The sequence below is a fragment of the uncultured Psychrobacter sp. genome, from assembly GCF_947500265.1.
In the GTDB taxonomy this organism is placed as follows: Bacteria; Pseudomonadota; Gammaproteobacteria; order Pseudomonadales; family Moraxellaceae; genus Psychrobacter.
In genome coordinates, this window is the sequence record NZ_CANMRN010000004.1 from 1 (window position 1) to 17290 (window position 17290).

Here is a 17290-nt window from a genome sequence, read left to right on the forward strand (position 1 = left end):
CTTCTGTTATTTGTCATTGCTATTGACGCTGCTATTCGGGTTTACGGGGCTGACGATTAGTCGGGTTAAAGAGGGGACGGCGACCCAAAATCAATAGCAATTGATATCGTTAGGGAGAATAAGAGTGTTGATTAATATTGATCCCAGTATGGATTGTCACCGAATTGCTCGGCAATAAAATCAATCAAGTAACGACAACGCTGCGACAAAAAACGATTCTTTGGATAAACAGCATAAGCGGTTAGGGTTGGCAATTGATAGTGTTGGAAGACAGGTACAAGCTCGCCCAGCGCCAGTTGTTTATAAGCAATAAAAGTCGGTACAAAAGTAATGCCATGCCCTTTGACTGCCAAATCCACTAAGAACTCACCATTGGTGGCTTTGATTTTGGCATCTATCGTACGATGATGACTTCTGCCTTCAGTATCCACCAAGTTTATACTATTGGTTTGACCGAGACTGTATTGCAAAAGCGCATGGTTGTCTAAATCGTCTAGCGTTTCAGGCGTGCCCATTCTTGCCAAATAATCGGGACTGGCGCAAATCACACAACGAATCAATGCCAACTTTTTTGCTTGATAGCTAGAATCTTGTAGCTCTCCGATTCGAATGGCCAACTCATAGCCTTCTTCAATCAAATCAATACGTCGGTCAGAAAAATCCAGATCGAATCTCAGATTGGGATGTTTATTGGCGTATTTATCAATCACATCGTTCAGATGCATGAGTCCAAAGGACAACGGCGCTGTCATTTTTAGCGTACCTTCAATACGCATGGGAGCGTCAGTAGCATGCTCATTGACAGCGTCAACCGCACGCAAGATATTATTCACTTGCTGATAATATTGCTCACCAGCTTGCGTCAATTTAGATTGGCGGGTAGTACGGCTGATTAATTGACTGCCTAAACGCTCTTCCAATTCTTTAAGTCGGCGACTGACGGCTGATTTTGCAATATTTAACTGCTCAGCAGCCTTGGTAATACTACCTGCCTCAACAATGCGTACAAACATCGCCATGTCTTCTAATTGACCCATTATCGATGCCTCATGATTGTTCTTACCCCAAGAACTTACATTTGTAATTATTGCTGTTTATCCCATGCTAGTCAACGCCTATAATCGCGCTATTCTCTACTTAGAGACATGATTAAACACACTTTTGGAGCATCATTATGGACAAATTACAGCAATTTAGCGCACCGCTCGGTCGTCTATTATTATCAATCATTTTCATCTTTGCAGGCATTGGTAAAATCACAGATTATGCGACCACTCAAGGCTATATGGAGTCAGTAGGTGTGCCTGGTATGTTATTACCATTGGTAATCGCGTTTGAGGTACTAGGTGGTATCGCTATCTTGCTAGGTTATAAAGCTCGCCCAATCGCTTTCTTGTTTGCTGGGTTTAGCATCGTGTCAGCTATTATTTTTCATCAGTTCTGGACTGACGAATCACAGATGATCTCATTTATGAAGAATATTTCGATCGCAGGTGGGTTTTTGATGATTTTTGCTCATGGTGCGGGTGCTTACTCAATAGACAATAAGCGATAAACAATCAGTAGCTGAGTTACCTCTTATACGCTTACGAAGAATAATCATAAAGGGATAGTTTCAAATAAAGAGCATCATTAACATTTTCACAGAAAATTTCAACAGCAGACAGTTTTTTATATAAGCATAACTTAAAGTAATTTATATAAAGTTAGCTGTGCTAATATATGTAAAAAATCTACATTACGTTAAAACTGCTCTGATTGTTCTACAAAACAGAATAGTTAATTGCATTTAGCGTTGTTTATCTATGTATGGTTAATAATTATAATAAGCCCATTGTTTAAATAGATTAATCGATAATAAGTATATAGAGGATTAATCTGTTGATAGCTAAGGACGAATTATGAAAACAATCTATCATGCAGCAGACTCACGTGGCGATGCCAATCATGGCTGGCTTAAAAGCAGACATACCTTTAGCTTTGCCAATTATCATAATCCTGAGCGTATGGGCTTTGGTGCCTTACGCGTTATTAATGATGATTTTGTCATTGGTGGTCAAGGGTTTGACAATCACTCGCACCGTAACATGGAAATTATCAGTATTCCTCTATCCGGCAAGCTTGCTCACGGCGACAGTATCGGCAACGAGGGCGTCATAGAAACTAGTGAAATTCAAGTGATGTCAGCGGGTACAGGCATTACCCATAGTGAAATGAATGGTGACGATGCAGAGGCTGTGAGGTTTCTGCAGATTTGGGTGATACCAAACAAAATGGATGTCGCACCGCGCTATCAGCAAGTGCATATGGGCGATATCATGCGACCTAACGAGTTTAGCCAAGTGCTATCACCTAATGCCGATGATGCAGGGGTTTGGATTCATCAAGATGCTTGGTTTAGCATGGGTGGTTTTGACGAAGGCATATCGCAAACTTATCAGTTAAATAATCCCAACAACGGTGTCTACGTATTTGTGCTCAGCGGTGAAGTCGTGATAAATGGCCAAGTCCTGTCTACTCGTGACGGCCTTTGCATTTGGGATACTCAGAGCTTTACGATGGACGCAACAGTAGCTAGCCGTGTGCTAGTGATGGAAGTACCGCTATTTATGTAGTCATCGGATAGCAAAGTGCTTTATCAATTAAAGTACTCATACCAATAAATATTAATGCTAAAAATTACTCTTATTAATAACTATTTTACTAACAACGTGGAGAAACACTATGTCAGATTTAACAACATTACAGCAGCTAGCAGAAAAACGTCGTTCTATCTATGCGCTAAGCAACCAACTGCCAGTAGCTAACGACGAAATCGTGAAAATAGTTGAACATGCTATTTTGCACACGCCATCGTCGTTTAACTCGCAATCAACGCGCATCGTTGTATTGTTTGGCGATGATCATCGTAAATTGTGGGATATGACCGAAGATACGTTACGCGAAATCGTTGGTGACGAAGAGAAGTTCAAATCGACCAAAGAGCGTGTCAATGGTTTCCGTAACGGTGCTGGTACTGTATTGTTTTTTGAAGATCAAGCGGTCGTCAGAGGCATGCAAGAAGCAGCGCCACTATATGCTGATAACTTCCCAATCTGGGCAAGCCAGACCAGCGCCATGCATCAGTATGTTATATGGACGGCACTCGCCAGTATCGATGTTGGCGCAAGCTTACAGCACTACAATCCAGTAATCGATCAAAAAGTAGCTAGCGCTTGGGATATCGATAAAGACTGGACGCTAAATGCACAATTGGTATTTGGAACGATTGAGCAGCCAGCGGGCGAAAAAGCATTTAAGCCAGTCGAAGAACGTATGAAAGTGTTTGGTGCTTAAGGTAAGCTAGTTTATTCCATTTTATATAGCCCCAAAAGCTTACGTAAAAAAAGCGCCACTCAGTAATTTCTGGGCGGCGTTTTCTTATTGGTAATATTTTCTTGTTGAGGGTCAAGATTGTATAGGTTATCAATAGCCTACAGCTAAGCTAAATTCCTGCAAAAATTAAGCAGAGATTGACAACTATTTACGTTGCATCAAACTATTAGCCACCCATGCTGGACCGATTAATAAAAACTGTAGATCCTTAAAGAAAGAAGGTTTTTTGCCTTCGATTTTATGCCCGATGAATTGTCCAATCCACGCAACGACAAAGACCGCTGCCCACGCTTTGAATCCCCATGGCATCGCTGCCATCACTGACAGACAGATAAGAATAAACATCCCCATCGCTAAAAACAGTGGCGTAGATAAACGCATATAAAACAGTAGTACCAATGCGCTAAGCACCAAGGTAAACCACACAGATAATGACATACCCATACCTAGCAGACTGACAAAGATCGTCGGCACACATAGCCAATGGATTTTTTTATTGACCAAGTTTTGGTGACTGACAGAGTACTCACTAAGCCATTGCTCTAGCGTACGTTTGGACATTTTTGGTTGACGAGACATACTAACCTCCCTGTTAGTAAATAAGATAAGTAACTCATACTAGCTAATGGACTCGCTACTAATCTCAGTATGAAGATGATTGTTAACATCAGTTGTAGCACTAATTGCGCCTGTCTACCACGTTATCTGATAGACGGCACAGTCAATTTCACTTGTACTATTGATACTATATCAGCAAGATTTTATTCAAACTTCCAAGGGGTTTTTGTATAAGAGACGCGTTATCCTTGCTCGCTGCGATGCCATTCATAAAGACCGATAAAGGCGTTTACTTGATACACCATAGTCTGAATAGCAAAGATATAGTTGCCAGACATGAGGTTCACGATGAGCCAGACAAAGTTGACGATAATCCATAACCACCAGTTAAACGAATAACGCAGAATCATAGCTGCCTGAGCGGTAATAGAAAGCACAAAGGCAATCACATTAATCCAAAAGAAAGAGATAAATCCCAAAAACAGACTACTATCATCCTCTACGACCGCATAGCCATAGCTCGCCAGTAGATCATTTATCGTAGGAAACAAGGCAAGACCAATGATAATAAATGCAGCAGTGATTAACCAAACAGCTTTACTTGCTGATTTAGGTATCATGTCGCCATCAGGATCGGTGTGTTTCGACCAATAAAAAATACCGTAAACGTGGGTAAAAAAGTTAAATAGTGGAGCAAGCATCAAACCAACTGCGCCAGACGTTGCCTGCACGATGACTTCGCCGGCCGTTGCCCCCATACCAAAGCCATTGCCCATGACGTTTTTGCGGAATGATAACGAGACCACGCAAACCAAACCAATGAACGAGACCGCTAAATAAAACCAGTCAAGCGTGGTATGGTCTGTCGTGAGCCAAAAACCTGCGGATAAGGCAATGACACCGCAAATAAACCAAATGATAATCCATTGCATCGCCCATTTTCCGGTGATGTTGTCCAATAGCTGAATACGCATCGCTTTTCCCCTAAAGTAAATACTGATATCAATATAGTGCTAACTGTCATGTATTAGTTAAACAACGTGTGCTAGTTGAATAACATGTGCTAGTGAATAAATTATTATAAATATGCTCAGTACAGCTTATGATTTTTTGCCATAGATATATTGATCAATCAATAACAATGCTTGCTGGTAGCGAGCGTCATAGTCAGGCTGGTCAATCATATGCGGCGTAATATCGTGACGCGCAAAAATATCTATCAAACGCTGCTCAAAGCGTCCACGCGCTTCAGGCGTACCCAAAGATCGCATACCATCATCGACCCATGGCGTATTGTTATCTAGCATAATGGTGTGGTCTAAGCGAAACTCATCGATACAAGCATCCACAAAGGGATGCGTGCGACCCTCATACTCTTCACAAAATGCTTGCGTAGTGACAAAGTCAGTATCAACGATGGTGATAGGGGCCGTTGCATTGGCTTTAGCTTCTCGGATTGCTTCAGCATGATCAAGACATATAGGGCCATAATCACTGTACTGTAATCCAACCTCGCTACCGCCCAAATCCGTACCGACATACAGACGACCCATTTCTAGGGCAAAGCTGGCACCGTAATAATTGGCAAGCTTATGGACTAGCGTTGTCTTACCTGAGCTTTCACCGCCGACGATAGCGACAGTCTTGGTATAGTCGGCGCGGGCTTGCGGATGAAGTGCTGACCAATGGGCGACTGGATCACGCGCAATCGCATAAGAGTCAAATTCCGGCTGTAGCGGCGTAGTGACGACTGGCAAAAGCAACTGCTCTTGTATGTCATTGCGAGTGAGCGGATGGTTTTCCGCCATAAACAATACAGTCTCTGCTGATAGTGATAGTGCGTCCATTAAGCGTTGCAATTTGGCATTACTAGCAGCGCCATCGATACTGACATCATCGCTAGTGCTATACAGATGTTCGTGCAGCGGTAGCTCTATCTCATGAGTAGTATGAATATGAATAAATGGCAAGTCGGCACAGGCCATCTGTAGCCAACGCGCTTTGTCTTGTAAGGTAATGGTAAAATCAGGATGCGGCAATGGATGCGCCATAATAACGATATGTAAGGTTTTGGCTTGTCCTGCTGCATCCAATATGCTGCGCATCTGTCCTAAATGCAGGGGCTCGAAATGTCCAATCATCAACCCAGTGTCGTACATAGTTATCCTTATTATTTTTTTATTCTAATCTTAGTGTTCTATGTCTATTCTAAAAAATACGGTCGATACTGTCTAAGTTGAATGATCCAAACTAGATATCTATCAAGATCCAAATCAGCAATCTATTAAGACCTGTAACACTAACCTCGTTACTTACTTCTACTATTCTTCGTAAAGGTGTTTTTATCTAACAGTTGAGCAGTGTTATAACTTTCATCATAGAACGTCTGAAAACTTAAGTTGCTTATCAGCATGGTATAAAGCTTTTGGATGATTTGCAGGTGGGTTATTGTAAAAATAAGGTATATCGCACGTACATGGAATCGCACGTTTTCTAATTGAGGGTTCTTTTAATCGAGTAAACTTGGTCAGCTAAAATATTATTCAGTCTATCAAAAGTTTGACTCGATTTTAGCGTTGTAAAGCGCGCTTATCTCTTTGATTAAATTAAAAATTACAAGATATGTGAAGCTGGATTGCAAGGTTGTAGCAACAAAGGTGGTTTTGAAACATTTTGAAATAACTATTTAAAATCAGGGGCTTGCATGGTGCTATGACAGATTAGGGTAAGCTTGAGTAGCATAAACTCACAAAGTACTGCTATACCTTCAACAGATAAATCCTGAATTATTGATATACTGATTCGTAAGTTAGCAAAGCAAGATAATGTTTTAGCTATATACGTAAGACAATCAGAAAAATAGAATAAAAAATAAACAAGAATAGAAAATAGAGAGGTATTTGATTTGGCTAAGTTAGCAAAATTACATCGCTCACCAAACAATCGCATGATAGCAGGTGTGATGGGTGGCATTGCAGAGTATGCTGGTTGGTCGCCAACATGGGTGAGAGTATTATTCGTAATCATCTCATCGTTAAGCGCAGCAGTACCAGGCATTTTGATTTATATCATCCTATGGATAATTATGCCAAAAGCCAATAATCAGTCTTATCAATAATAGGAGCCTGATAGTTATTTTTAAAATTAGCTTTTTTAGAATTAGGTTTTCTGAACCAGTTAAAAAGACAAATTTAAGTTAGACGTAGTTGCTAAAAACAGTAGACCTCCAAAAAATAAAAAGCCTGATCAATCAGGATGCCCAAGATACAATTTTCCTCCTGCCCGAATGCTAGCGCATTTGGGTATTTTTTTATTTATTGTATTAGTGCGACTTCCATGATGATTTGCCTGAAAATACGCTATACAACTGAGGTTTTGTGCTCGCTATGCAAATTTAGTTGATGTAAATATGGATAAAATAGTCAATTTTTAGTAAGGTGAGCAGGCAGATAGAGTCGTTGCCGAATAGGTCGCGCGTGCGCTATCAGAGATTTATTTAATAATACTCATTTCACAGTGACTTTACTATGAAAACCGAAACTATGACATCCCAAGCGATAACCCCGATGACACAAGATAAAGATTCTCAACCGATGACTTTTCAAGATTTAATCTTAACTTTGCAAAATTATTGGGCCGATAAAGGCTGCGTTGTATTGCAGCCCTACGACATGGAAGTCGGTGCAGGTACTTTTCATACCGCGACGTTTTTGCGCTCATTAGGTCCTGAGCGCTGGAATGCAGCGTATGTACAGCCATCACGTCGTCCTACTGACGGGCGCTATGGTGACAATCCAAACCGCTTGCAGCATTATTATCAGTTCCAGGTCGTGCTAAAGCCAAACCCACCGAACATCCAAGAGCTGTATTTGGACTCACTACGAGCCATTGGTATTGATCCATTGGTGCATGATGTGCGTTTTGTAGAAGACAACTGGGAATCGCCAACTCTTGGTGCATGGGGACTTGGTTGGGAGATCTGGTTAAACGGTATGGAAGTCACGCAGTTTACCTATTTCCAGCAAGTCGGCGGTATTGAATGTTTCCCAGTCACAGGTGAGATTACTTACGGTCTTGAGCGTTTGGCCATGTATGTACAAGGCGTTGATAGCGTTTATGATTTGGTCTGGGCAGATGGTGAGTTTGGTCGCGTCACGTATGGCGATGTTTTTCATCAAAACGAGGTCGAGCAGTCTACCTATAATTTTGAGCACGCTGATGTGCCAATGATGGGCGAGATGTTTGATTTTTATGAGCAACAAGCCGACAAATTGGTCGATGCAGGATTGCCATTGCCAGCTTATGAGATGGTATTAAAAGCATCTCATGCGTTTAACTTGCTTGATGCACGTGGCGCTATTTCAGTGACTGAACGTCAGCGTTTTATCCTACGTGTGCGTACACTTGCTCGTAAGGTTGCTTTTGGTTATGTCGAAGCTCGTGCCAAATTGGGCTTCCCATTGGCTGATGAAGAGCATCGCCAAGCCGCGCTTGATAAGTATTTGCCAAAAGAAGACGTGTCAAAAGACAGCTTAGCAGCAGACAACTCAGCAAAAGAAACTACTGCCACCAACCAATCTACTAACGATAAATAGGAGCATCCCATGAGTACTATTCTATTTGAACTGGGGTGTGAAGAGCTACCTCCAAAGAGCCTAAAACCATTACGTGATGCGCTACAAGCCAGTGTTACTGAGCAATTAACAGCAGCAGATATCACCTTTGATAGTATCAAGGCTTTTGCTGCTCCGCGACGTTTGGCCATTCAGATTCAAGGTATTAGCGATAAGCAGCCTGATCGCACTGAGCAAAAACGCGGACCAGCGATTAAAGCGGCGTTTGATGCAGAGGGCAATCCAACACGTGCGGCCATGGGCTTTGCCAAAGGTTTGGGTATTGAAGCCAGCGAGCTTACGACGATTAATACCGACAAAGGTGACTATGTCGGTTTTGAGCAGACTATCCGTGGTCAAGCGACTACTGAGTTACTGCCTGCTATTTTCCAAACCGCGCTAGATAATTTGCCAATTGCTAAGCGTATGCGCTCAGGCGCTAGCCGCAACGAGTTTGTACGTCCAGTACAGTGGGCAGTATTGATGCAGGATGATACTGTCATTGATGCCACTATCCAGGGTCATCAGACTGGTACGCAAACGCGTGGTCATCGCTTCCACAGCCCTGACTACCACAATATTGCTCATGCCAATGATTATGAAGAATTACTAAGTGGTCTAAAAGTAGTGGCAGATTTTGATAAGCGTCAAATGCTGATCAAAAACCAAGTCAAAGCTTTGGCAGATGAAGTCAATTCTGATGCCATCGTACCGCAAGATTTGTTAGATGAAGTCACCGCATTGGTCGATTTTCCAATTGCACTACGAGCAAGCTTTGAAGCGCGCTTTTTACAAGTACCGCAAGAAGCGCTTATCTCGACCATGCAAGCGGATCAAAAGTATTTTTGCTTGACGGATAAGAATGGCAAGCTGCAGCCGTATTTCATTTTTATTACCAATATTGAATCAAAAGATCCTAACCAGATTATCGAAGGTAATGAAAAAGTTGTACGTCCACGTTTGGCTGATGCAGAGTTTTTCTTCTTACAAGATCAAAAGCAGCCGTTGTTTGCGCTTACAGAAAGCCTAAAAAATCGCGTATTCCAAGACAAACTGGGTACGATTTGGGAGAAGTCTGAGCGTATTGCTAAGCTTGCTGCATTCATCGCTACATTGATGCAGCAGCAAGGCCACGGTATCAATGTTGATGAAACCGTACGTGCAGGTATTTTATCTAAAGCAGATTTGGCCAGCTCGCTCGTCGGCGAGTACCCTGAATTGCAAGGTATCGCAGGTACTTATTATGCGCGTCTAAACGATGAGCCTGAAGCGGTTGCAGCCAGTTTAGAAGAGCAATATCTGCCTAAGTTCAGTGGCGATGTATTACCACAAACACCGATTGGTATTTGCTTAGCGTTAGCTGATCGTTTGGATACATTGGTTGGGATCTTTGCGATTGACCAAGCACCGACGGGTTCAAAGGATCCGTTTAGCTTACGTCGTTCTGCTATTGGCATCTTGCGTATTTTGATCGAAAAGCAGCTGCCGATTAATTTGGTTGCGCTCGTTGAGCAAGCGATTAAAGGCTATAGCGATGCTGAAGGTAGTAAGATTGAAAAAATGGGTGATACCTTTACCCAAGTCATGGCATTCCTAAACTCGCGCTACCGTGCGATGTATACGGAGCAGGGCGTTAGTGTCGATACGATTCAAGCAGTGCAAGCGATTAACCCGCATATGCCACTTGATTTTGATCAGCGTATCCGTGCAGTGCAAGCATTTAGCGAGCTATCACAAGCGTCGATGTTGGCTGATTCAAACAAACGTGTTGCTAATATATTGGCCAAGTCAGAAGTGAGCGTGGCTGATACAGTCGATGAAGCACTACTGTCTGAACCTGCTGAGCAAAACTTATATGCAAATGTGCAGCAAGCACAGACAGTGGTACAACCATTGCTGGAGCAAGCGGACTATACGCAAGTATTGCAAACGCTGGCTAGCTTAGATGAGCCGTTGACCCAGTTCTTTGATCAAGTAATGGTCAACAGTGAAGATGCCTCGCTTAAAAACAATCGCTTGGCATTGTTAAAGCAGGTTCGCGCCTTGTTCTTGACGGTAGCTGATATCAGTGAGCTACAGCTGTAACTCTGCTAAAAGCTGATGGTTACTTTAACTTGACGGTTACTTTTGATAAAAAACCTGGCTTATCATGGCCAGGTTTTTTGTTATGCAGTTGACTGGTTTACTCATACAGTTATCCGTTAGATATAGCCAGTCAGTTAGCGCAATTAGCAATTAAACGGTAAATGCATTGTATTATCGCTATTATTGACGGTAAAATTTATGCTATCAAAACGTATTAAATAATCTTATTTAGTAGATTTCGTTATTTCTTGCGTTTACCCGTAATCGAAGGAGCACTGCCGTGTTTGCTGTTATTATTGTCATCCTTATTATTTGGGCTTCAATGTGGGCTTTTTATAAGTTTATGTACCCGCGCGCACCTAAGAGTATGATGCCAAAAGAAGGAGATGTGACCACTCCGCGTCAGTGTAATTTCTGTGGCAACAGCTTGGCTGAATATCGCGGCGTACTTGAAACCAAACCAAGTACAGCTACCGATGGCAATGTTGAATCGAACCAAGAGTTATTCTTTTGCAATTATGAGCATCAAGCAGACTTTCATGCAGGCAAGACCTACACGCCTTATGCATAAATAGATAAATGATTGACCAAAAAAAGCGCCTAACTTTATTGGCTAGGCGCTTATATGTCTAATACAGTACGATGCATCTATAGAATAGAATGAGCATCTTTCATGATTTTATTCAGCAATGCTTCGGACTGTTTGTTTTTCTGCAAACGATCTTCATCACTTCTTTGATTGGCATGGATTTTTTCATATAGGTTCAAGCAGCACAGTACCAGTATGCTTTCTTGGCTAAGACTTGGCGCATCTCTTTTTAAATCAAGCGCATAGTTGTTGATATACGAAACCGCTGACAGTAGCTCTTCTTGCTCATGTACTGGACAAAATATTGGATAAGTAACCCCAGCAATCGCGATATCAACTTTTTTGATTTGTGGTTCAGGCGCTTTAGGTGTTTTGGTATTAGATTGTGTCATGGCGCTTGATATATTTGATGCTGCTGGTGTCGTTTTTTGCGCTGGTACTGGCACATTTGGTACTGGCGCACTTGGTGCTTGAGTATTTTTTGGTTGTTTGTCTATCGATTTGCTTTGGTCATCGGTCATGATAAATCCTACAATGTCTGGTCAGTGAAATGAGTGATATCAGATTTTACAAATAGCGCTGGGTAGCTCAATAAGCAGTACTTCTTTGCCATCTATTACAAGAGCGTGTTAGCCTTCTGCTTGATCGATACGGGTTAGGCGTTGTAACACGACTTGCGTACGCTCAGCTGCCAATTGGTTCTTCTTTTGCAGTTCACTGTTCTGTTGTTTGATATCGCTATACTGCTGCTTTAGCTCATTATTGTGTTGTTGCAGCTCGCTGTTTTGTTGTTGTAATTGGCTGATCTGTTTTTGCAGTTTGTCTTGTTCTTCACCGATCATATGGTGCGCTTCTGCAAGACTTTGATAGCGTTTATCGAGATCGTTCAGTTGTTTTTTGGCACCGTCACGTTCGTTATGACTGTTGTCTAATTTGGTTTTTAGGGCGGCAAATTCTTTTGAATCAGTAACAGGGTGTTGTTTTAAGCTGCTAAGTTCAGCACTGACAAGCTGATACTGTTTTTTGATGTCGAGTACCATTTTTTCTAATATTCTAAGTTGATCATACATAGTCAGTTTTTATCCTTAACAAGTAAGCGTGAATGAATTTTGTTCGCTGCATTTAATAATGCCATAGGTGACCGCATAATATCTATATCAACAAAGTAATTACAAGCATCAGGCTTTGTCTTTTCACTTTTATTTATCGATGATTTGTTCATGACATTTTATCGCGACTATTTTTATTTTATGAGCAGTAATCAATTACTAGGACATCTATTATGAATGATAATATCTCTGGCTGGAATACTTGGCTGACCGCGTTTGATGATTGGACTGACGTGTCTATCAGCGAAGTGCATGGCATGATGACAGGGCTTATGACGGCTTGTAATGCACCTGATGAAGCAACTTGGGCTAAGGTGTTTGAGGAGCTTAGCTTTGCTCCATTACCGGAGCCTGCATTGACCTTGCTGACAGAAGAAGCGGAAGACATCGTGTTTCAGCTAAAAGACAAAGATGATGCCTACGCGTACATGCCGCTCATCCCAGATGATGAACATGATTTATACGAGCGCGTGATGGCGTTGAAACAGTGGGCAAACGGTTTTATGACCGGTTTTGGTATTACTGATTGTGGTTTGACCAGTGAAGAAAACGAGATGCTATCTGATTTGGCTAAGATTGGCGCAATCCGTCTCGAAGATGATGAAGATTTTGAAGGTGGCGAAGAGTCTTATCTTTATATCTATGAATTTGCTCGTATGGTACCCGTAAGTTTTGCCACGCGTAAACGCAAGGCTGTCAAAGATATCGCGCTCATCGCTGGTTTGTCTATCGATGCCAAAACAACCAAAGAGCTACAGGCAGAAGGTAAGTTACCAAAACCAATGCCGCCAGTGGTGGATGTGATGAATCATAACAATCCATCGTAAGCAGCTCTGACACATCATAGTTCTGAAAATTGTAGTAAGGATATTTTATGATCCAAAATAACAGTAGTAATAGCGATAATGTCGGCAGTAGCAACGATGTCCAGCTGAAAAGTGCTGAGCATCCTACTCAAAGTCTCGATTGGCTAACACGTCTCATCGCCTTTGATACGGTCAGTCGTCACTCTAATTTGGCTTTGATTAATGATGTAAAGTCGTACTGTGAGCAGTTAGGCTTGACGGTAGATTTGACCTTTAATGAAGCTAAAACCAAAGCCAATTTGTTTGTGACTGTACCAGCTGGTGAAAACGCTGATATTATCAATAACGGTCTGGTCTTATCAGGTCATACCGACGTTGTGCCAGTTGATGGACAAGCGTGGTCTTCAGAGCCGTTTACCGCGACGATACGTGGTGATAAGCTATATGGACGCGGTGCATGTGATATGAAGGGCTTCATTGCTTGTGCACTAACGGTATTGCCGCAAGCCGTGCAGTTATCGAATAGCGGTCAGCTACGTCGTCCGTTGCATTTGGCATTGTCGTTCGATGAAGAGGTTGGCTGTTTGGGTGCGCCATTGATTTTGGCAGACCTAAAAGCACGTGGTATCACCCCTGATTATTGTATCGTCGGTGAGCCGACCAACATGGCTATGGTAGTTGCACACAAAGGCATCGCAGTTTATCGTTGCCGTGTACATGGCAAGTCGGCGCATTCGTCACTGATTGCACAAGGTGTCAATGCTATTAGCTACGCTAGCAGATTGGTTGGCTACGTAGATACGCTTGCTGAAGAGCTGAGTACTCGTGATGATAACGATGCGTCGTTTACAGTGCCATACTCGACATTGTCAGTAGGTACTATACATGGTGGTACAGCGACCAATATCGTGCCCAACTTATGCGAGTTTACTTTTGACTATCGTAACCTGCCGCACATGACGCAAGACGATATACTAGCGCCCATTCGAGCCAAAGTCGCTGAGCTAAATGCCCAAATGCAAGCACGTGCGCCAGAGACTGGTATTGAGCTGATGCAAGAAGAAAGCGTCCCAGCCATGACTGATGACGATAGTGCTGAGCTACAATCGTTAATCGCTGCGCTGACAGGAGATGATGAGCGTCATAAAGTGGCTTACGCGACTGAAGGCGGTCAGTTTACCAATGCAGGTATCCCAACGATTATCTGTGGCCCTGGTAGTATTGAGCAGGCGCACAAAGCGGATGAGTATGTGGAGCTTAGCGAAATTGAACGCTGCGATGCGTTTTTAAAGAAATTGTTAGATAGCTGTACGACTCAGCCATCTATGCAGTCATAATTACTCAGTAGTAGGCGTATCGGTCCTTTAATAATTTTTTTCGAGACTTTTTGATATATAGATATAAGTGACACCGTCTTAATGGCGGTGTTTATTTTTTAGTCGCATAGCCGTTCGTATTAGAACCATTTACACATGACAAAGTAGGGGTGGGTTGATGTCTTGGCATCTGTTTGCAGTGTTTTTCGCAAGTACGTTTTTTATCTCAGCGACCCCTGGTCCTAATATGCTGCTGGCGTTTCAGTATGGCATGAACTATGGCGTTAAACGAACCTTATGGACGCTGGCAGGTCTGAGCCTTGGTTTGTTTGTATTACTGCTATCGACACTGCTTGGCTTGGACGTAATTAGTCGCCAGTCACCGTGGCTACTGACCATCATCAAAGCAGTTGGCGCGGCGTATTTAATCTATTTGGGTATCAGCTCATGGCGCGATGCTGGTGACGGTAGCTTGATGAGTGATGCTAAAGAGTTGAGTGCCGAGGTAGCAGCAGACTATGCTGCCACTGACGGTGCGCCTAGTAAACCGCAGCCGCGTTCGCTCTCTAGTGCTGCTACCAAAATAGCGCCGAGCAATACAACCTTGTTTCGTACTGGTGTTTGGGTGTCATTATCTAATCCGAAAGCTATTTTGTTCTTTGCGGCCTTTTTCCCTAAATTTATCAATTTCAGTGCACCACTATGGCCGCAATATGTCCTATTGACTATCGGCTTGTTTTTGAGCGAAACGATTTGGCAAATCGTATATACGTTAGGTGGCAAAAAGCTAGCAAGTTGGCTCGATGTTGGTAATCGCTTAGCTTGGCTCAATCGTGGTTGTGGGGTAATATTTATAATTATCGCTGCTGCTTTATTGGCTGAAGTGTTAAATAGTTTTATGGTATAAAAGGTGCTATTCACGAAAAGGAAGATATCGACATCGTCCGCAAAAAACGTCGCCGCGAGACCAAGCAACAGTTACGGAAGACAGATTGGTTATCAGAATAATGATGGTTAATATTCACGCACAAAAAAGCCGTTCGCTATTATAGTGAACGGCTTTTTTATTCAAGCTTATAACTTAACCATTGTTACCTTAACCACTATGCCAATACTTCGATTAGCTCACCTTTTACCATGTGCGGGCTGACGAAATCAGTAATACGTACGCTCACGAGTTTACCCAACATCTCATCCATTTTCTCAACATCATGAGGGAACATGACGGTACGAGTGTTATCTGCCGTACCGATTAAGCAATCAGGATGACGGTTGGCAACTTGCTCCACCAAGACGCGAGTCGTAGTGCCGACCATCTCATGCGTTTTGGCAAGCGTTGAGTCAATGATGACTTTCTGGAATTCAGCTAAGCGGGCTTTTTTGGTCGTGAAGCTCACATCATCTGGCAACTCAGCCGCTGGCGTGCCTGGACGCTTAGAGTAGATAAAGCTGTAAGAGTGATCGAAGTTCAACTCTTTCGCCAAGTTCAAGGTATCTTGGAAGTCTTGATCAGTTTCACCAGGGAAGCCAATGATAAAGTCGCTCGACAAGTGAATATCTGGGCGAATGGCTTTTAGCTTATTAATCTGATTGATATACACATCAATCGTATGGTTGCGCTTCATCGCTGCCAAAATAGCGTTTGAGCCACTCTGAACCGGTAGATGTAAGTGCGATACTAGCTCAGGTAACTGTGCATACGCATCAATGATGTCATCAGTGAACTCTAGTGGATGGCTAGTCGTATAGCGAATACGCTCAACACCATCGACATGCGAGACATAATGCAATAGCTCAGCGAAACGGCAAATGCTGCCATCGTCTTTTTCGCCGCGATAGCCGTTAACGTTTTGACCCAATAGGTTAATTTCACGGATACCTTGAGCAGCAAGGCTGTCAATCTCAGCCAAGACGTCATCAAGTGGACGCGATAATTCTTCACCACGCGTATAAGGCACCACGCAAAACGAGCAATATTTTGAACAGCCTTCCATGATAGAGACAAACGCTTTGTAGCCTTCTACTCTTGGCTCTGGCAAAAAGTCAAACTTTTCGATGCTAGGGAATGATACGTCAATTGTGCCAATACGATTTTTTGGCGCGATTTCACGTTGTTCGTTTGATTGATCGTATAGCTCTGGCAGGCGATGCAAAGTTTGCGGACCAAATACCATATCGACATAAGGCGCACGCTTTTGGATGTTATCGCCTTCTTGTGAAGCGACACAACCACCGACGCCAATGACGAGGTCAGGGCGTTTTTCTTTTAGTTTGCGCCAGCGGCCCAATTCTGAAAAGACTTTTTCTTGCGCTTTTTCGCGAATAGAGCAGGTGTTCATCAGTAGTACATCGGCCTCATCGATATCATGAGTCACTTCCATACCGTGAGAATCACCGAGCACGTCTAGCATTTTGCCAGAGTCATAGACATTCATCTGACAGCCTTGTGTCGTGACAAAGATCTTTTTTGTCGCTGCTTTTCCGACAGGTGCTTGGGCTGAACTTGCTTCTTTGAGTGCAGTGACAGCACGTGCGGTGACAGTCGTCTCAGCAACAGCATCGTCATCGATGCGGGGATTGAATACAGTAACACTCATAAGGATAAGTCCATGATTGACCAAAAATATAGCGGAGTAGCCGATTAACAGGTGGCGTATTTTATCACAACCCTGTGCCAATGTGAAAAATTAGCACAGGCGATGAGGTATCAATATGATAAATAATTCATAGCAGTATCAATTATTTACTGTCGTTCATATTACTATTCATAAAAACTGCGGCTCGTTATCACTTCTATGTTACACCGTGCTGTCCTATTTATTAACAAAAGGTAAAGGAG

General features: G+C 42.7%; 17 protein-coding genes. 10 read left to right on the forward strand and 7 right to left on the reverse strand.

Features of this window, described 5'->3' with window-relative positions; genetic code table 11:
- Positions 1 to 131: 131 nt before the first annotated feature.
- Positions 132 to 1037, reverse strand: coding sequence for a LysR family transcriptional regulator (locus Q0788_RS07040; RefSeq protein ID WP_298809057.1), 906 nt, complete (start codon positions 1035 to 1037; stop codon positions 132 to 134).
- Between the two features lie 137 nt (positions 1038 to 1174).
- On the opposite strand from Q0788_RS07040, the gene Q0788_RS07045 reads away from it, so the two are divergent.
- The 3 genes from Q0788_RS07045 to Q0788_RS07055 all read left to right on the forward strand — a co-directional run bounded on the left by Q0788_RS07045 (position 1175) and on the right by Q0788_RS07055 (position 3336).
- Entirely contained in the window at positions 1175 to 1555 is a 381-nt protein-coding gene (locus Q0788_RS07045) for a DoxX family protein (RefSeq protein ID WP_057761496.1), read from the forward strand.
- Between the two features lie 346 nt (positions 1556 to 1901).
- The gene (locus Q0788_RS07050; RefSeq protein WP_298809061.1) at positions 1902 to 2615 is read left to right on the forward strand and encodes a pirin family protein; all 714 of its coding nucleotides are present in this window, start codon (positions 1902 to 1904) and stop codon (positions 2613 to 2615) included.
- A 109-nt stretch (positions 2616 to 2724) separates the two neighbouring features.
- On the forward strand, positions 2725 to 3336 hold the full coding sequence (locus Q0788_RS07055) for a nitroreductase family protein (RefSeq protein ID WP_298809062.1): 612 nt from the start codon (positions 2725 to 2727) through the stop codon (positions 3334 to 3336).
- Between the two features lie 183 nt (positions 3337 to 3519).
- Here Q0788_RS07055 and Q0788_RS07060 read toward each other — a convergent pair whose 3' ends face one another.
- The 3 genes from Q0788_RS07060 to nadR all read right to left on the reverse strand — a co-directional run bounded on the left by Q0788_RS07060 (position 3520) and on the right by nadR (position 6092).
- Positions 3520 to 3954 (reverse strand): DUF962 domain-containing protein, encoded by a 435-nt coding sequence (locus tag Q0788_RS07060; RefSeq protein WP_102091859.1) that lies wholly within the window; start codon positions 3952 to 3954, stop codon positions 3520 to 3522.
- A gap of 221 nt (positions 3955 to 4175) precedes the next feature.
- Positions 4176 to 4907, reverse strand: a complete 732-nt coding sequence (pnuC, locus tag Q0788_RS07065; RefSeq protein WP_160022375.1) for a nicotinamide riboside transporter PnuC — start codon at positions 4905 to 4907, stop codon at positions 4176 to 4178.
- Positions 4908 to 5033: 126 nt separating this feature from the next.
- Entirely contained in the window at positions 5034 to 6092 is a 1059-nt protein-coding gene (nadR, locus tag Q0788_RS07070) for a multifunctional transcriptional regulator/nicotinamide-nucleotide adenylyltransferase/ribosylnicotinamide kinase NadR (RefSeq protein WP_298809072.1), read from the reverse strand.
- A gap of 746 nt (positions 6093 to 6838) precedes the next feature.
- Here nadR and Q0788_RS07075 point away from each other — a divergent pair.
- From Q0788_RS07075 to Q0788_RS07090, 4 genes are all read left to right on the forward strand, one after another.
- On the forward strand, positions 6839 to 7051 hold the full coding sequence (locus Q0788_RS07075; RefSeq protein WP_238052839.1) for a PspC domain-containing protein: 213 nt from the start codon (positions 6839 to 6841) through the stop codon (positions 7049 to 7051).
- 475 nt (positions 7052 to 7526) lie between these two features.
- A complete protein-coding gene (gene glyQ, locus Q0788_RS07080; RefSeq protein ID WP_298809588.1) occupies positions 7527 to 8528 on the forward strand; it encodes a glycine--tRNA ligase subunit alpha in 1002 nt (333 codons plus the stop codon).
- Positions 8529 to 8537: 9 nt separating this feature from the next.
- Positions 8538 to 10631, forward strand: a complete 2094-nt coding sequence (gene glyS / locus Q0788_RS07085; RefSeq protein ID WP_298809082.1) for a glycine--tRNA ligase subunit beta — start codon at positions 8538 to 8540, stop codon at positions 10629 to 10631.
- Positions 10632 to 10911: 280 nt separating this feature from the next.
- Positions 10912 to 11202: a hypothetical protein gene (locus Q0788_RS07090; RefSeq protein ID WP_238052841.1), complete on the forward strand. Its 291-nt coding sequence runs from the start codon at positions 10912 to 10914 to the stop codon at positions 11200 to 11202.
- 77 nt (positions 11203 to 11279) lie between these two features.
- Here the strand turns inward: Q0788_RS07090 and Q0788_RS07095 are convergent, their stop codons facing one another.
- Together Q0788_RS07095 and Q0788_RS07100 are read right to left on the reverse strand one after the other, a co-directional pair.
- Positions 11280 to 11741: a cell division protein ZapA gene (locus Q0788_RS07095; protein WP_298809089.1), complete on the reverse strand. Its 462-nt coding sequence runs from the start codon at positions 11739 to 11741 to the stop codon at positions 11280 to 11282.
- A gap of 108 nt (positions 11742 to 11849) precedes the next feature.
- On the reverse strand, positions 11850 to 12290 hold the full coding sequence (locus Q0788_RS07100) for a hypothetical protein (RefSeq protein WP_057761479.1): 441 nt from the start codon (positions 12288 to 12290) through the stop codon (positions 11850 to 11852).
- Between the two features lie 212 nt (positions 12291 to 12502).
- Here Q0788_RS07100 and Q0788_RS07105 point away from each other — a divergent pair, with 212 nt between their 5' ends.
- From Q0788_RS07105 to Q0788_RS07115, 3 genes are all read left to right on the forward strand, one after another.
- Positions 12503 to 13156, forward strand: a complete 654-nt coding sequence (locus tag Q0788_RS07105; protein ID WP_057761477.1) for a UPF0149 family protein — start codon at positions 12503 to 12505, stop codon at positions 13154 to 13156.
- A 47-nt stretch (positions 13157 to 13203) separates the two neighbouring features.
- The gene (argE, locus tag Q0788_RS07110) at positions 13204 to 14472 is read left to right on the forward strand and encodes an acetylornithine deacetylase (protein ID WP_298809092.1); all 1269 of its coding nucleotides are present in this window, start codon (positions 13204 to 13206) and stop codon (positions 14470 to 14472) included.
- Positions 14473 to 14629: 157 nt separating this feature from the next.
- On the forward strand, positions 14630 to 15358 hold the full coding sequence (locus tag Q0788_RS07115; RefSeq protein WP_298809095.1) for a LysE family translocator: 729 nt from the start codon (positions 14630 to 14632) through the stop codon (positions 15356 to 15358).
- A gap of 196 nt (positions 15359 to 15554) precedes the next feature.
- Here Q0788_RS07115 and miaB read toward each other — a convergent pair whose 3' ends face one another.
- Positions 15555 to 17048 carry a tRNA (N6-isopentenyl adenosine(37)-C2)-methylthiotransferase MiaB gene (miaB, locus tag Q0788_RS07120; RefSeq protein ID WP_298809097.1) on the reverse strand — a complete coding sequence of 498 codons (1494 nt, stop codon included), beginning with the start codon at positions 17046 to 17048 and terminating at the stop codon, positions 15555 to 15557.
- Positions 17049 to 17290 lie beyond the last annotated feature (242 nt).

What these genes read in the sequence shown, in the direction of transcription:
- Q0788_RS07050 (WP_298809061.1), top strand. Translation starts at nt 1,902, where the DNA reads ATGAAAACAATCTATCATGCAGCAGACTCACGTGGCGATGCCAATCAT.
- miaB (WP_298809097.1), bottom strand. Translation starts at nt 17,048, where the DNA reads ATGAGTGTTACTGTATTCAATCCCCGCATCGATGACGATGCTGTTGCT.
- Q0788_RS07105 (WP_057761477.1), top strand. Translation starts at nt 12,503, where the DNA reads ATGAATGATAATATCTCTGGCTGGAATACTTGGCTGACCGCGTTTGAT.
- Q0788_RS07100 (WP_057761479.1), bottom strand. Translation starts at nt 12,290, where the DNA reads ATGTATGATCAACTTAGAATATTAGAAAAAATGGTACTCGACATCAAA.
- Q0788_RS07045 (WP_057761496.1), top strand. Translation starts at nt 1,175, where the DNA reads ATGGACAAATTACAGCAATTTAGCGCACCGCTCGGTCGTCTATTATTA.
- glyS (WP_298809082.1), top strand. Translation starts at nt 8,538, where the DNA reads ATGAGTACTATTCTATTTGAACTGGGGTGTGAAGAGCTACCTCCAAAG.
- argE (WP_298809092.1), top strand. Translation starts at nt 13,204, where the DNA reads ATGATCCAAAATAACAGTAGTAATAGCGATAATGTCGGCAGTAGCAAC.
- Q0788_RS07055 (WP_298809062.1), top strand. Translation starts at nt 2,725, where the DNA reads ATGTCAGATTTAACAACATTACAGCAGCTAGCAGAAAAACGTCGTTCT.
- glyQ (WP_298809588.1), top strand. Translation starts at nt 7,527, where the DNA reads ATGACTTTTCAAGATTTAATCTTAACTTTGCAAAATTATTGGGCCGAT.
- Q0788_RS07060 (WP_102091859.1), bottom strand. Translation starts at nt 3,954, where the DNA reads ATGTCTCGTCAACCAAAAATGTCCAAACGTACGCTAGAGCAATGGCTT.
- nadR (WP_298809072.1), bottom strand. Translation starts at nt 6,092, where the DNA reads ATGTACGACACTGGGTTGATGATTGGACATTTCGAGCCCCTGCATTTA.
- pnuC (WP_160022375.1), bottom strand. Translation starts at nt 4,907, where the DNA reads ATGCGTATTCAGCTATTGGACAACATCACCGGAAAATGGGCGATGCAA.
- Q0788_RS07040 (WP_298809057.1), bottom strand. Translation starts at nt 1,037, where the DNA reads ATGGGTCAATTAGAAGACATGGCGATGTTTGTACGCATTGTTGAGGCA.
- Q0788_RS07095 (WP_298809089.1), bottom strand. Translation starts at nt 11,741, where the DNA reads ATGACCGATGACCAAAGCAAATCGATAGACAAACAACCAAAAAATACT.
- Q0788_RS07115 (WP_298809095.1), top strand. Translation starts at nt 14,630, where the DNA reads ATGTCTTGGCATCTGTTTGCAGTGTTTTTCGCAAGTACGTTTTTTATC.